Origin of the sequence: Amycolatopsis kentuckyensis (assembly GCF_002155975.1) — a bacterium.
GTDB classification, from domain to species: domain Bacteria; phylum Actinomycetota; class Actinomycetes; order Mycobacteriales; family Pseudonocardiaceae; genus Amycolatopsis; species Amycolatopsis kentuckyensis.
On sequence record NZ_MUMI01000099.1, the window covers coordinates 14,557 to 30,798 of the forward strand.

The 16,242-nt window shown below is 74.5% G+C and carries 3 protein-coding genes; all 3 read right to left on the bottom strand.

The window, feature by feature from the left end; all coding sequences use genetic code 11:
• Positions 1-13 precede the first annotated feature (13 nt).
• The 3 genes from CCN39_RS11285 to CCN39_RS11295 are packed head-to-tail and all read right to left on the bottom strand — an operon-like array spanning position 14 to position 16,211.
• Complete coding sequence (locus tag CCN39_RS11285; RefSeq protein WP_086841057.1) at positions 14-796, bottom strand: arylamine N-acetyltransferase; 783 nt, start codon at positions 794-796, stop codon at positions 14-16.
• Positions 797-806: 10 nt separating this feature from the next.
• Positions 807-11,039 (bottom strand): type I polyketide synthase, encoded by a 10,233-nt coding sequence (locus CCN39_RS11290; protein ID WP_086841059.1) that lies wholly within the window; start codon positions 11,037-11,039, stop codon positions 807-809.
• 48 nt (positions 11,040-11,087) lie between these two features.
• The gene (locus CCN39_RS11295) at positions 11,088-16,211 is read right to left on the bottom strand and encodes a type I polyketide synthase (protein ID WP_086841061.1); all 5,124 of its coding nucleotides are present in this window, start codon (positions 16,209-16,211) and stop codon (positions 11,088-11,090) included.
• Between the last annotated feature and the right edge of the window lie 31 nt (positions 16,212-16,242).

Sequence of the window (16,242 nt, forward strand, 5' to 3'; positions counted from 1 at the left end):
GCCTTTCCCCAGTTCAGCCGAGGTCGCCGGACAGCACGCGGGCCACCAGCGTCCGGTGTTCTTCGTCGTCGGTGATCGTGCGGACCTGCTCGCGGCCGTTCTCGACGGTCAGGTAGCGGCGTTGCCGCAGGAAGACCTGGCCGTTCCCGAACGCCCGGCCGCACAGGGTTTCCTGCGTGTCGGTGCGGGTGGTGTCCCCCACCAGTGCCCGGAAGTTGTCCTCCAGTTCCTTCCAGTCGCTCCACTCCCGCGGTTGGGTCGTGAAGGTGTAGACGACGCTCCAGCGGGTGACCGCGCCCCGGCGTTGCAGCGCGTACCCGGATTCCTGCTCCACCAGCCGGAACTGGCTCCCGTACTGGGTCTGCACCGCGGGTGACACCGGCAGCGGCTCGACGTAGGTGGGGCCGGGGTAGCCGACGTCCACGAGCCAGTCGCCGCCGTCCAGGGTGACCAGGTTGAACATGTGCTCGACGTCGGTCGCGAAGGTCTCCCGGCCTTCGGCGGTGCTGCCCGCCAGCGGCGTGACGTCGTAGCCCAGTTCGGTCAGGAGCCGGTGGAACAGCCGGTTGAGGTGGTAGCAGGCGCCGCCCCGGCCTTCGGCGATGCTGGTCACGAAGACGTCGTCCTCGTCGAGGTCGACGACGTTCACCGCGTCCCGGAGTGTGTAGGCGAGGCTGTTGTACGGGATCGCCATCAGGTGGCTCTTCTGCAGCTTCGCGAGCGTCTCGAGGTCCACGCCGGTTTCCCCGGCGCAGCCGATCCGCTGGAGGTAGGTCTCCACGTCGAACACGTCCATCCACCTTCTTTCAGAGCAGCTCGGTCAGGTGCGCGGCGAGCAGGGCCGGCGTCGGGTGGTCGAAGACGACGCTGGGCGCGATCTTCCGTTCGGTGCGGGCGCGCAGCCGGTTGCGGAGTTCGATCGCGGTGAGCGAGTCGAAGCCGATCTCGAACAGGCCCTGGTCCGGGTCGACCTGGTGGGCGGCGCGGTAGCCCAGCACCGCGGCCACCTGGGCGCGCACGAGTTCGAGCAGGACCTTCGCCCGCTCGGCCGGCTCGAGCCCGGCCAGCCGGCCGGCCCAGTTCTCGTCCACTGTGGACGCCGTACGGGCCTGCTGCCGGGCCACGCGGACCAGGCCGCGCAGCAGGTGCGGCACTTCGCTGCCGCCCGCCGCTTCGGCGCGCAGGCCGCGCAGGTCGAGCTGCGCGGGCACCAGCTGCGCCTGGCCCGCCCCGATGGCGGCGTCGAAGAGGTCCATGCCGTCCGCGGGTTTCATGGCGACCAGGCCGCCGCGCCGGGTCATCCGGGCCCGGCCGGCTTCGTCGGTCCCGGCCGCCATGCCGCCGGTGGTCTGGTCCCACAGGCCCCACGCCAGCGACTGGCCGGGCAGGCCGGCCGCGCGCCGGTGGGCCATCAGCCCGTCCAGGTACGCGTTGGCCGCGGCGTAGCTGCCGCTGCCGGCCCCCATGAACACGGCGGACACCGAGGAGTAGACGACGAACGCGTCGAGTTCCAGGTCACGCGTCAGCTCGTCGAGGTGGTGGACCGCATCGACCTTCGGCCCGAACACCTCGGCCAGCCGGTCCGGGGTCACCGTCCCGATCACCCCGGCGTCCGAGACGCCGGCCGTGTGCACCACGGCGGTCGGCCGGTGCTCGGCCAGCAGCGCGGCCACCTGGTCCCGGTCGGCGACGTCGCAGGCGGCGACCGCAACGTCGGCGCCCAGTGCGGTGAGGTCGGTGACCAGGTCCTTCGCGCCCTCGGCGTCCAGGCCGCGCCGGCTGGCGAGCACCAGCTGCCGGACGCCGTGCCGCTCGACCAGGTGCCGGGCGGCCAGGCCGCCGAGCGACCCGGTGCCACCGGTGATCAGCACCGGCCCGCGGGTCGTGAACCCGGCGGGCGAGTCCGGCCGGGCCACGCGGGCGAGCCGGGGGATGGCCGCCGTCGTGCCGCGGACCGCGACCTGCGGCTCGCCGTCGGCCAGCACCGAAGCCAGCAGCGGCGGCACGTCGGCTCCGGGTTCGACGTCCAGCAGGACGATCCGGTCCGGGTTCTCCGCCTGGGCGGCGCGGACCAGTCCCCACACCGCGGCCGCGGCGGGGTCGGTCACCACGCCGTCGCCGGCGGGCACCGCGCCGCGGGTCACGATCGCGAGCTTCGTCGCTTCCAGCCCGCCACCGGCCAGCCAGCACTGGACGACGTCCAGCACCCGGACGGTGAGCGCCAGCACCGGATCCGGGCCGGCGACCGCCTCCATGACGGCCACCGCCGGTGCCTCGGCCACGCCGGTGAGCACGTCGTCGGCGAGCGTCGCCACCTCTTCCGCGGTGGCGACCGGAACCCACGACGGCACCGGTCCCGAGGTGTCCACGGAGGACAACGGCGTCCAGTCCACCCGGTACAGCGATCCGGCGCCCGCCGGGCCCGCCGCCGTCGTCAGCTGGTCGTTCGACACCGGACGGCCGACCAGGGAATCCAGCGTCACGACCAGGCCGCCGGTTTCGTCCACGGCTTCCAGGGACAGGCTGTCCCGCTCGGGCTTGGCGACGCGCACCCGCAGCACGGAGGCGCCGGCGGCGTGCAGCCGCAGCCCGTTCCAGGCGAACGGCAGCCGCACCTCGTCGCCGTAGGACTCGGTGTCCGCCGCGGCGCTGACCATCGTCGAGTGCAGGGCCGCGTCCAGCAGCGCCGGGTGGATGCCGAACCGGCCGGCCTCCGCGTCTTCGGGCAGCGCGATCTCGGCGAAGGTCTCGGTGTCGTCCCCGCTGCCACGCCGCCACACCGCCCGCACGGCCCGGAAGGTGGGCCCGTAGCCGTAGCCGACGTCCGCGAGCACGTCGTAGCCACCGGTGATGTCGATGGGCTTCGCCTCGGGCGGCGGCCAGGCGGCGAAGTCGAAGGTGGCGGTTCCGCGCGGCCGGTCGTCGGGGTTGAGCACGCCGGTGGCGTGCCGGATCCAGCTGTCGGCGTCTTCGCGCAGGGAGTAGACGTCCACCGTGCGCGAGCCGTCCGCGCCGGGGCCGCCGAGCGCGACCTGCACGCGGACCCCGCCGCGGCGGGGCACCACGAGCGGTGCCTCGATCACCAGCTCGTCGAGCACCGGGCAGCCGGCTTCGTCGCCGGCCCGCACGGCCAGCTCGACCAGTCCGGTGCCGGGCACGATCACGACGTCCCGGACCGCGTGGTCGGCCAGCCAGGGGTGCGTCTTCAGCGACAGCCGTGAGGTGAAGACGAGGCCGTCGGACTGCGGCAGCTCGACGACCGCGCCCAGCAGCGGGTGGTCGGCTCCGGCCAGGCCGAGCGAGACGGCGTCGGTGGCCGGCTCGGCGGCGCGCAGCCAGTAGTGCTCGTGGTCGAAGGCGTAGGCCGGGAGGTCCGCCCGGGCGGGCGGCACGAGCGACGTCCAGTCGACGTCGACACCGCGGACGAACAGTTCGGCCATCGACGTCAGCAGCCGGCGGCGGCCGCCGTCGTCGCGCCGCAGCGTCCCGGTGACGACGTCGTCGGTGAGCTCGGTGATCGGCTGGACCAGCACCGGGTGGGCGCTGACCTCGACGAACACGCCGTGGCCCTGCTCGATCAGGGCGGCCACGGCCGGGCCGAACCGGACCTGGCCGCGCAGGTTCCGGTACCAGTAGCCGCCGTCGACGACCCCGTCGCCGGTGATCCACTCGCCGGTGAGGGTGGAGAGGAACGGCACCAGCGGCGCCCGCGCGTCGATCCCGGAGAGGGCTTCGGCCAGGGTCTCCTCGATGTCCTCGACGTGCCGGGTGTGCGAGGCGTAGTCCACCGCGATCTGCCGGACGCGGACGCCTTGGCCGGTCAGCGTTTCGAGGGCTTCGGCGAGGGCTTCGGCGTCCCCGGCGACCACCACCGACGTGGGGCTGTTGACCGCGGCCACCTCGACCCGGTCCGCCCACGGCGCAAGGCGCGTGACGGCGTCTTCTTCGCTGAGGGCGACCGACGCCATACCGCCGCGGCCGGAGAGTTTCGCGGCGATGGCCTGGCTGCGCAGCGCGACCACCTTCGCCGCGTCTTCGAGCGACAGGGCGCCCGACACGCACGCGGCGGCGATCTCGCCCTGGGAGTGGGCGACCACCGCGTCGGGCACCACCCCGGCCGCCGACCACACCGCGGCCAGGCCGACCATCATCGCGAAACTCGCGGGCTGGAGCACGTCCACCCGGTAGAGCAGCCCGGGGCCTTCGCCACGCAGGACGTCGAGCAGCGACCAGTCGACCCACGGCTCCAGCGCGGCCGCGCACTCGGCGATCCGCTCGGCGAACACCGGCGAGGAGTCGAGGAGCTCGCGGCCCATGCCCGCCCACTGCGTCCCCTGGCCCGGGAACACCCAGACGAGCTTGCCCGGGAGGCCGGACGCGGGCACCCGGCCGGTGACCAGGCCCGGTGCGTCCTCGCCCCGGGCGAGGGCCGCCAGTCCGGTGCGGGCCTCGTCGGCGGACTCCGCCACCACGACCGCGCGCTCGCCGAACCGGGCGCGGCCCGGCAGGGCACCAGCGACGGCGGAAAGGGGCTCGTTCTCCAGGAACGCGGCCAGCCGGCGTGCCTGACCGGCCAGGGAACCGGCGCTGCGGGCCGAAACCACCAGCGGCACCACCCCGCCGTCGTGCGGTCCGGCGACCGGCTCGGGCCCGGCCGGTGCCTCTTCGATGATCAGGTGGGCGTTCGTGCCGCTGATCCCGAACGAGGACACCCCGGCCCGGCGGGGCCGGCCGGTCCGCGGCCACGCACGCGCCTCGGTCAGCAGCGAGACCGCGCCCGCGGACCAGTCGACCTGGCTGGTGGGCCGGTCGACGTGCAGGGTGGGCGGCATGACGCCGTACCGCAGCGCCTGCACCATCTTGATCACGCCCGCGACACCGGCGGCCGACTGCGTGTGCCCGAAGTTCGACTTCACCGACCCCAGCCACAACGGCGTTTCCGGGTCCCGGTCCTTGCCGTAGGTGGCCAGCAGGGCCTGCGCCTCGATCGGGTCGCCCAGCGCCGTCCCGGTGCCGTGGCCCTCCACGACGTCCACATCGGACGGTGCCAGCCCGGCGCCGGCGAGGGCCCGGCGGATCACCCGCTGCTGCGACGGCCCGTTGGGGGCGGTCAGGCCGTTGGACGCGCCGTCGGAGTTGACCGCGCTGCCGCGCAGCACGGCCAGGACCCGGTGGCCGCGTTCGCGGGCCACCGAAAGCCGTTCCAGCACGACGATCCCGACGCCCTCGGCCCAGCCGGTGCCGTCCGCGCCGTCCGCGTAGGCCTTGCACCGGCCGTCGCCGGCCAGGCCGCGCTGCTTCGAGAACTCGACGAACGTGCCGGGCGTCCCCATCACCGTGACGCCGCCGGCCAGGGCCATCGAGCATTCGCCCTGCCGCAGGGACTGCCCGGCCAGGTGCATCGCGACCAGCGACGACGAGCACGCCGTGTCGATCGTGACCGCCGGTCCTTCGAACCCGAAGACGTAGGACACCCGGCCCGACACGACGCTCGAAGCGCCCGCGGTGCTCGCGTAGCCCTCCACGTCGGCCGCGTCCGCGCCCATCCCGTAGCCCTGGTTGGACACGCCGGCGAACACGCCGACGTCGGCGCCCTTCAGGGAGCTCGGGTCGACGCCGGCCCCCTCCAACGCCTCCCAGGACGCTTCCAGCAGCAACCGCTGCTGCGGGTCCATGGCCAGCGCCTCGCGCGGCGAAATCCCGAAGAAGCCCGCGTCGAAGAGGCCGGCGCCGTCGAGGAACCCGCCCTGGCTGGTGTACGTCGTGCCGGAGCTGTCGGGGTCGTCGTCGAACAGGTTCTCCAGGTCCCAGCCGCGGTCTTCGGGGAAGGGGGACAGTCCTTCGAGACCGTCGCGCACCAGGCGCCACAGGCCTTCGGGGTCGGTGACCCCGCCCGGCAGCCGGCACGCCATGCCGACGATGGCGATCGGCTCGCCGGCGTCCGCGGCGGTCGCGGCGACCGCCGGGGTGGCCGCCACGGTGCCGCCGAGTTCGTCCCGCAGGTAGCGGGCCAGCGCGACCGGGGTCGGGTAGTCGAAGACCAGCGTGGCGGGCAGCTTCAGGCCGCTCGCCTCGCGCAGCCGGTTCCGCAGTTCCACCGACGTCAGCGAGTCGAACCCGGTGTCCTTGAACGCGGTGTCCGCGCGGACGGCCTCCGGTCCGGCGTGCCCGAGCACGAGGGCGACCTGCGCGCGGACGACGTCGAGCAGCAGCGCCTCCTGCTCCGCGGGGGCGAGCCCGGCGAGCCGGCCGGCCAGTCCCTTGTCCACAGTGGATGCCGGACGTGCCTGCTGCCTGCCCGGGCGGACCAGGCCGCGCAGCAGGTGCGGCACCGTCCCGGCGGCCCGCGTCTTGCGCAGGTCCAGCTTGACCGGGACGACGAGCCCGGCCGGCGCCGCGTCGAACAGCTCCATGCCTTCGGCGGGCGAGATGGCGAGGACTCCGCCGCGACTCGCCCGCGCCTGGTCGGCGTCGCCGAGGTGAGCGGTCATCCCGTCGGTCTGTTCCCACAGGCCCCAGGCCAGCGACGTGCCGGGCAGGCCCGCGGCCCGGCGGTTCGCGACCACGGCGTCCAGGTAGGCGTTGGCGGCGGCGTAGTTGCCCTGCCCGGCGGAGCCGAAGACCCCGGAGGCGGAGGAGAACACGACGAACGCGCGAAGATCCAGTTCCCGGGTCAGCTCGTCGAGGTGGCGGACCGCATCGACCTTCGGCGCGAAGACCTTGGCCAGCCGCTCCCGCGTCAGTGACTCGAAGACGCCGTCGTCGAGAACACCGGCCGTGTGCACGACGGCGGTCGGCCGGTGCTCGGCCAGCAACGCGGCCACCTGGTCCCGATCGGCCAGGTCGCAGGCGACCACGGAAACCTCGGCGCCCTGGGCGGTGAGGTCCGCGGTCAGTTCGGCCATGCCGTCGGCGTCGGGGCCGCGGCGGCTGACGAGCACCAGCCGCCGGACGCCGTGCCGGGCGACCAGGTGCCGGGCGGTGAGCACGCCCAGCGAGCCGGCGCCCGAGATCAGGACCGTTCCCGAACCGGACACGGCCGGGGCTTCCGCGGCCTCGGCGCGGGCGAGCCGCGGGGCCGTCAGCGTCGTGCCCCGGACGGCTACCTGGGGCTCGCCGGTGGCCAGCACCCGGCCCAGCGGCACTTCACCGTCGGTGTCCAGCAGCACGATCCGGTCCGGGTTTTCCGCCTGCGCGGCCCGGATCAGGCCCCACACGGCGGCACCGGCCGGGTCGGTCACCTCGTGGACGGCGCCGCGGGTCACCACGACCAGGCGAGCGTCGTCGGCTGCGTCGGCGAGCCAGCTCTGCACGGCCTCCAGGACCCGGCCGGTCAGATCCAGGGGATCCTCGCCGACGGCTTCGAGCACCTCGACGTGGTCCGCCGGAACGTCTCCGGCCGAGGGAATCTCGGTCCACTCCACGCGGAACAGCGCGTCACGGTTCGCCGCCGCACCGAGCTGTTCGGCCGACACCGGCCGGGAGACCAGCGAATCCGCCGTCACGACGAGACCACCGGCCTCGTCCGCGGCCTCGACCGACAGGGCGTCCGGGCCGCTCGGGGCGAGCCGGACGCGCAGCGCCGACGCCCCGGCGGCGTGCAGGGCCAGGCCGTTCCAGGCGAACGGCAGCACCGGGCGGCCGGGCTCTTCCGTCGTGGCGGCACCGGCCATGCCCGCGTGCAGGGCCGCGTCCAGCAGGCCGGGGTGGATGCCGAAGCGGGCCGCGTCCGCGCGGTCGTCCTCGGCCAGGGCGACCTCGGCGAACACCTCGTCGCCGCGCCGCCAGACCGCCCGCAGACCGCGGAAGGACGGCCCGTACGCGTACCCGCGCTCGACGAGACCGTCGTAGAAGTCCTCGACGTCGACGCGCTCGACGCCGGGCGGCGGCCAGGCGGTGAAGTCGAACGGTTCGGCCGCCGAGCGCGTCGCCGCCAGGAACCCGGTCGCGTGCCGGGCCCAGACCTCCGCACCGGCGTCCTCGCGCAGGGAGTAGACCTCGACCGTGCGCGAACCGGTCTCCCCCGGCGCGCCCACGACGACCTGGATCCGGACCCCGCCGTGGTCGGGGACGACCAGCGGGGCCTCGATGACGAGTTCCTCGAGCACCGGGCAGCCGGCCTCGTCCCCGGCCCGGACGGCCAGCTCGACGAGGCCGGTGCCGGCGACGAGCACCACCCCGCCGATGACGTGGTCGGCCAGCCAGGGGTGCGACTTCAGCGACAGCCGCGCGGTGCAGACCAGGCCGTCCGACTGCGGCAGCCGCACGACCGCGCCGAGCAGCGGGTGGTCGGCCGCGACCTGCCCGAGCGAGGCCGCGTCCGTGGCCCGCGCGATCGGGTGCAGCCAGTAGTTCCGCTGGTCGAAGGCGTACTTCGGCAGGTCGACGAACCCGGTCACCGGCGGCAGCAGCGCGGACCAGTCGACGGTGGCCCCGCGGACGAACAGCTCGGCGACTGCGGCCAGCAGGGCGGTGTCCTCCGGCCGGTCGTCCCGCAGCGCCGCGACGCAGGTGACGTCGGCCGACTCCTCGACGAGGGCGGTCAGTGCCGCCCCCGGCCCGAGTTCGACGAACCGCGTGGCGCCGGACTCCGCCGCGGCCGCGACCCCCTCGGCGAACCGCACCGGCCGCCGCACGTGCTCGGCCCAGTAGCCCGGCTCGGTGAGTTCGCCGGGCGCGGCGAGCCGGCCGGTCACGTTGGAGACCACCGGGATCTCCGGCTCGTGCCAGGTCACGCCGGCCAGCTCGGCGGCGAACTCGGCGAGCATCGGCTCCATCCGCGCGGAGTGGAACGCGTGCGAAACCTTGAGCTGCTTGGTCTTGTGCCCGCGCTCGCGCATCCGGGCGGCGGCCGCGAGGACGGCGTCTTCGTCGCCGGAGAGGACCACGGCCGACGGGCCGTTGACGGCGGCGAGTTCGACGCCCTCGCCGAGCAGTTCGGCGATCTCGGCTTCGGACGCGGCGACGGCGACCATCGCCCCGCCCGGCGCCAGTGCCTGCATCAGCCGCCCGCGGGCCGCGACGATCCGGGCCGCGTCCGGCAGCGAGAACACGCCCGCGGCATACGCGGCGGTGATCTCCCCGATGGAGTGGCCGAGCACGACGTCCGGCCGGACGCCCCAGGACTCCGTGAGCCGGAACAGCGCGCTCTCCACCGCGAACAGCCCGGCCTGCGTGAACATCGTCTGGTCCAGCAAGCCGGTGCCGGCCGGCACCTCGCCCAGCACGACGTCCCGCACGCGGTGCCCGGCCCGGCCGGCCAGGCAGGTGTCCAGCTGCGCGCAGGCCTCGTCGAACGCCGCCGCGAAGACCGGGTACCGGTCGTACAGCTCGCGGCCCATCCCGAGCCGCTGCGAACCCTGGCCGGGGAAGACGTAAGCGACCTTGCCCGGCGTGCCGGACCCGGTCACCACGCCGGGTGCGCGTTCGCCGCGGGCCAGCGCCCGCAGTCCGGCCACGGCTTCCTCGTCCGTTCCCGCGACGACGACCGCGCGGTCGCCCAGCAGCGCCCGGCTCGACAGCAGCCCGCTCGCCAGCCGGGCCCGGGACGCGCCCCCGGACTCCAGGACCTCCGCGAGGCGACCGGCCTGGGCCGCCAGGGACGTCGGGCTGCCCGCCGAGACGACCAGCGGCACCGGACCCTCGACCAGGGGCTCGTCCGGGACGGCCGCCGGCTCCGGCGCCTCCTCCAGGATCAGGTGCGCGTTCGTGCCGCTGATCCCGAACGCGGACACCCCGGCCCGGCGGGGCCGGTCTTCGCGCGGCCACTCGCGGGCGTCGGTCAGCAGTTCCACCGCGCCGGCCGACCAGTCGACCTCCGGCGTCGGCTCGGCCACGTGCAGGGTCGGCGGCATGGCGCCGTGCCGCAGCGCCTGCACCATCTTGATCACGCCCGCGACACCGGCGGCCGCCTGCGTGTGCCCGAAGTTCGACTTGATCGAGCCCAGCCACAACGGCCGCTCGCGACCCTGGCCGTAGGTCGCCAGCAACGCCTGCGCTTCGATCGGGTCGCCCAGCGCGGTCCCGGTGCCGTGCGCCTCGACGATGTCCACATCGGACGCGACCAGCCCGGCCCCGGCCAGTGCCTTGCGGATCACGCGTTGCTGCGAAGGCCCGTTCGGGGCGGTCAGGCCGTTGGACGCGCCGTCCTGGTTGACCGCGCTGCCGCGGATCACCGCCAGGATCCGGTGCCCGCGTTCCTGCGCGACCGAAAGCCGTTCGAGGACGAGCACCCCGGCGCCCTCGGCCCAGCCGGTGCCGTCCGCGGTCGAGGAGAAGGCCTTGGACCGGCCGTCGGCGGCCAGCACCCGCTGCCGGGAGAAGGCCACGAACGTGCCCGGCGTCGGCATCACGGTCGCACCTCCGGCCAGGGCCATCGAGCACTCGCCCGCGCGCAGCGCCTGGGCGGCGAGGTGGATGGCCACCAGCGACGACGAGCACGCCGTGTCGATGGTGACGGCCGGTCCTTCGAGCCCGAAGACGTAGGACACCCGGCCCGAAGCGACGCTCGACGCCGCCCCGATGCCCGCGAAGGCCTCCAGGTCCGGCGTGATCGCCCCGGCGCCGTAGCCCTGGGTGAAGACGCCGGAGAACACACCGACGTCGCTGCCCTTCAGCGAAAGCGGATCGACCCCGGCGTCTTCCAGTGCTTCCCACGACGTCTCCAGCAGCACCCGCTGCTGCGGGTCCATGACGAGGGCTTCCCGGGGCGAGACGCCGAACAGGCCCGCGTCGAACTGCCCGGCGCCGCGCAGGAAGCCGCCCTGGCTGGTGTACGACGTCCCGGGGTTGTCCGGGTCCGGGTCGAACAGGCCGTCCAGTTCCCAGCCCCGGTCGTCCGGGAAGCCGGAGAGGGCGTCGACGCCGCCGGCCACGAGCCGCCACAGGTCTTCGGGCGAGGACACGCCACCGGGGAACCGGCAGGCCATGCCGACGACGGCGAGCGGCTCGTCGGCGTGCCGGGCCCCCTGCTTGCGCAGGCTGTGCAGCTCCGCCGTGACGCGCTTGAGGTACTTGAGGAGTTTCTCGTCCGTGGCCATTCCTGTGTCCTCACAAAGGTTTGCTGGAGCGTGGGTCTCGAACCGGGATCAGGTGAGGCCCAGCTCCTCGTCGATGAAGTCGAGGACTTCGTCGGCGGACGCGGCTTCGAGCCGGTCCGCCAGCGTTTCGCCGTCCGGGTCGTCGCCCACCCCGTTGCACCGGGCCACCAGGCCCTGCAGCCGGAGGGTGAGACCGGTTTTCGTGGATTCGTCGAGGACCAGCCCGCCGAGCAGCGCCTCGACGTCTTCGAGCCGGGCGTGCACCACCGAAAGCGCGTCGTCGCCGGCGCCGAGCTCGTCGCGCAGGTGCCGGGCGAGGACCAGCGGGGTCGGGTAGTCGAAGGCGAGCGTCGCGGGCAGCTTCAGCCCGGTGCTCTCCCGCAGCCGGTTGCGCAGGTCGACCGAGGTGAGCGAGTCGAAGCCGGCGTCCTTGAACGCGGTGTCGGCGCGGACGGCGTCCGGCCCGGCGTGCCCGAGGACCGCCGCGACCTGGTTGCGCACCAGGTCGACGAGCAGGGCCTCCTGCTCGGGCGCGGCCAGTCCGGCCAGCTTCCGCGGCAGGTCGTTGTCCACTGTGGACGCAGCTTGCGCCTGCCGCCGCCCGGTGCGGACGAGGCCGCGCAGCAGGTGCGGCACGGCGCCACCGGCCCGCACCTCCCGCAGGTCGAGCTTGACCGGCACGAGCAACGCGGGCTGCGCGCCCAGCGCCGCGTCGAACAGGGCCATGCCCTCCTCGGCGGTGATCGGCCGCACGCCGCCGCGGCTCATCCGGGCCTGGTCGGCGCCACCGAGGTGCGCGGTCATGCCGGTGGCCCGCTCCCACAGGCCCCACGCCAGCGACAGGCCGGGCAGGCCCGCCGCCCGGCGGCTCGCCATCGCCGCGTCCAGGAACGCGTTCGCCGCGGCGTAGTTGCCCTGGCCGGGCGAGCCGAAGACGCCGGAGCCGGAGGAGAACACGACGAACCTGTCGAGGTCCCGGTCGCGGGTGAGCTCGTCGAGGTGGCGGACGGCGTCGACCTTGGGCGCGAACACCTTCGCCAGCCGCTCTCGGGTCAGCGTCCCGATGACGCCGTCGTCCAGGACGCCCGCGGTGTGGATGACGCTCGCCGGGCGGTGTTCGTCGAGCAGGGCGGCCACCTGGTCGCGGTCGGCCAGGTCGCAGGCGACGACGGACACGTCCGCACCCTCGCCCGTCAGGTCGGTGACCAGGTCTTTCGCGCCGTCGGCGGCCAGGCCGCGCCGGCTGGCCAGGACGAGGTTCCGCACGCCGTGGTGGGTGACCAGGTGCCGGGCGACGATCTCCCCGAGCACCCCGGCGCCGGAGACGAGGACCGTCCCTTGCAGACCGGACACCGGCGCCGCGTCGGCGCGAGCCAGGCGCGGCACGAAGAGTGCGCTGCCACGCACAGCCACCTGCGGCTCCCCGCCGGCCAGCACCGCACCCAGCGGGACCTCGCCGTCGGTGTCGAGCAGGACGATCCGGTCCGGGTTCTCCGCCTGCGCGGACCGGACCAGGCCCCAGACCGCGGCCGCGGCCGGGTCGGTCAGCGGGTCGTCTCCGGCGGGCACCGCGCCGCGCGTGACGACGACCAGCTTTTCCGCTTCCGCCTCGGTCAGCCAGGTCCGGAGCTTCTCCAAGACCCGGGAGGTCGCCGCCAGCGGGGAGTCGCCGCCGGGCACTTCCAGCACTTCGACGTCGTCCGCGGCCGCTGCCCCGCTCTCGGGCAGCTCGATCCAGTTCACCTGGAACAGCGAGTCCTTCGTGGTGGTGCGCGGCTGCTCGATGGTCACCGGCCGCAGCGTCACCTCCTTGGCCGTGACGACCAGGTGGCCGGCGCCGTCGGCCGCTTCGAGGGACCCGCCGGGCACCAGCCGGACCCGCAGCGTCGACGCCCCCGCGGCGTGCAGTGTCAGGCCACGCCATTCCATGGGCTGCGTCAGTCCGTCTTCGCCGGGCAGGGCCGCGGCCAAGAGCGCGGGGTGGATCCCGAACGCACCGGTGTCCGCGTCGTCGGGCAGGGAGACTTCGGCGAAGATCTCGTCGCCGTGCTGCCGCGCGCTCGGAGGCGGCCAAGTCGTGAAGTCGAACCCGCTGCCTTCGTACGGGGTCGCCGACAGCGTGCCGGTGGCGTGCCGGGTCCACTCGTCGGTGGCGTCGTCCGGCTGGGCGTGCACTTCCAGGGTCCGGGTGCCGTCTTCGGCCGGCCCGGACACGCTGACCTGCACCCGGATCGCACCCCGGTCGGGCACGACCGGCGGCGTCTCGATGACGAGTTCGTCGAGCACCGGCGTGCCGGCCTCGTCGCCGGCCCGGATGGCCAGCTCGGCCAGTGCCGCGCCGGGCACGACGACCACGTCGTCCAGGGTGTGGCCGGCCAGCCACGGCTGCGCCTTCAGCGACCACTCGGTGGTGAAGACCAGGCCACCGGTCTGGGGCAGCCGGACCACCGGGCCGATCGCGTCGGCCGCCGTCTCGACGTACCGCAGCCAGTAGTGCTGGTGGTCGAAGGCGTACGTCGGCAGATCCACCCGGGCGGGGGGCACCAGCGTCGCCCAGTCCACGTCGACGCCGTGGACGAACAGCTCGGCCATCGACGTCAGCAGCCGGCGCAGGCCACCGTCGTCGCGCCGGAGCGAGCCGGTGACGACCGCGTCGTCGGCGATCTCGCTGATCGCCTGCACGAGCACGGGATGCGCGCTGACCTCGACGAACACGCCGTGGCCCTGGCGGACGAGCTCCGCCACCGCCGGGCCGAAGCCGACCTGGTTGCGCAGGTTCCGGTACCAATAACCGCCGTCGAAGACCCCGGCGCCGGTGATCCAGTCACCGGTCAGGGTCGAGAAGAACGGCAGGGTCGGCGCCTGGGCCTCGATCCCGGCCAGTGCCTCGGCGAGGGGCTCCTGGATGTCTTCGACGTGCCGGGTGTGCGAGGCGTAGTCCACCGCGACCCGCCGGACCCGGACGTCCTGCCCCGCCAGCGCTTCGAGGACCTGGTCGAGGGCTTCGGCGTTGCCGGCGACCACCACCGACGACGGGCTGTTGACCGCGGCCACCTCGACCCGGTCGGCCCACGGCGCCAGCCGCGCGATCGCGTCTTCCTCGCTCAACGCGACCGAAGCCATGCCCCCGCGACCGGCCAGCTTCGCCGCGATGGCCTGGCTGCGCAGGGCGACCACCTTCGCCGCGTCCTGCAACGACAACGCGCCCGACACGCACGCCGCCGCGATCTCGCCCTGCGAGTGGCCCACCACCGCGTCCGGCCGCACACCGACGGACTCCCACACCGCGGCCAGCCCCACCATCACCGCGAAGCAGGCGGGCTGCAGCACGTCGACCCGATCCAGGTCGCCCCCGCCGCGGAGGACCTCCGGCAGCGACCAGTCGACCCACGGTTCGAGGGCGGCCGCGCACTCGGCGATCCGCTCGGCGAACACCGGGGACGCTTCGAGGAGCTCCCGGCCCATGCCGACCCACTGCGAGCCCTGACCCGGGAAGACCCACACCACCTTGCCGGGCGAACCCACCCGGCCGGTGACAGCGGCCGCCTCTTCCCCGCGAGCCAACGCTTCCAGGCCCGCCACGGCCTCGTCCCGGGTGCCCGCCACCACGACGGCCCGGTCGTCGAACCGGGACCGGCCGGCGATCAGCGCCCCGGCGACCTCGGACAAGGGCGCGTCGGATGCGCGGAGGAACGCGGCGAGCCGCTCGGCCTGACCGGCCAGGGCACCACGAGCCGACACCACCAAGGGCACCACACCCGCGGAGGGCGTCGCGGCGAGAGGCGTCTCCTCCTCGGGCGCTTCCTCCAGGATGAGGTGCGCGTTGGTCCCGCTGATCCCGAACGAGGACACCCCGGCCCGGCGCGGGCGGCCGTCGCGCGGCCACTCCCGTGCCTCGGTCAGCAGCGAGACCGCGCCGGCCGACCAGTCGACCTCGGTGGACGGCTGGTCGACGTGCAGCGTCGGGGGCAGTACGCCGTGGCGCAGCGCCTGCACCATCTTGATCACGCTGGCCACGCCCGCGGCGGCCTGCGTGTGCCCGATGTTCGACTTGATCGACCCGAGCCACAACGGCGTCTCGCGGTCCTTGCCGTAGGTGGCCAGCAGCGCCTGCGCCTCGATCGGGTCACCGAGGGTCGTGCCGGTGCCGTGGCCCTCGACGGCGTCCACATCGGACGGTGCCAGCCCGGCCTCGGCCAGCGCGGCGCGGATCACCCGCTGCTGCGACGGGCCGTTGGGCGCGGTCAGGCCGTTCGAAGCGCCGTCCTGGTTCACCGCGATGCCGCGCAGGACCGCCAGCACCTGGTGCCCGCGCTCGCGGGCAACCGACAGCCGCTCCAGCACGACCACGCCGACGCCCTCGGCCAGCCCCATCCCGTCGGCGCTGTCGGCGAACGCCTTGCAGCGCCCGTCCAGCGCGAGCCCGCGCTGCCGGGAGAAGGACACGAAGGAGCCGGGCTGGGCCATCACCATCGCGCCCCCGGCCAAGGCCATCGAGCACTCGCCCCGCCGCAGCGCCTGCGCCGCGAGGTGCATCGCCACCAGCGACGACGAGCACCCGGTGTCGACGGTGACCGCCGGGCCCTCGAAGCCGAGGACGTACGACACGCGGCCGGACGCGATGCACGGCGCCGCGCCGGTGCCGACGAAGCCCTCCAGCTCCGGCGCGACCACGCCGCCGCCGGCGCCGTAGCCCATGCTGGCGACCCCGGTGAACACGCCGACGTCGCTGCCCTTCAGCGAGAGCGGGTCGGTGCCGGTGCGCTCGATGGCTTCCCAGGAGGTTTCCAGCAGCAGCCGCTGCTGCGGGTCCATCGCGACGGCCTCGCGCGGCGAGATGCCGAAGAACCCCGCGTCGAAGAGGCCCGCGTCGTGGAGGAAGCCGCCCTGGTCCGTGTACGTCGTGCCCGGGCGGTCGGGGTCCGGGTCGACGAGCCCGTCGACGTCCCAGCCGCGGTCGCCGGGGAACGCGGAGACGGCGTCGGTCCCCTCGGCCACCAGCCGCCACAGGTCTTCGGGCGAGGACACCCCGCCCGGGTAGCGGCACGCCATGGCGACGATGGCGATCGGCTCCCGCGCCTGCTCCTCGACCTCGCGCAGCCGCGTGCGGGCGTCGCGGGCGTCGGCGATCGCCCGCTTGAGGTAGTCGCGGAGTTGTCCCTCGTCAGCCACTGAACTCAACCCCTAGAAGTTTCATGTGTGC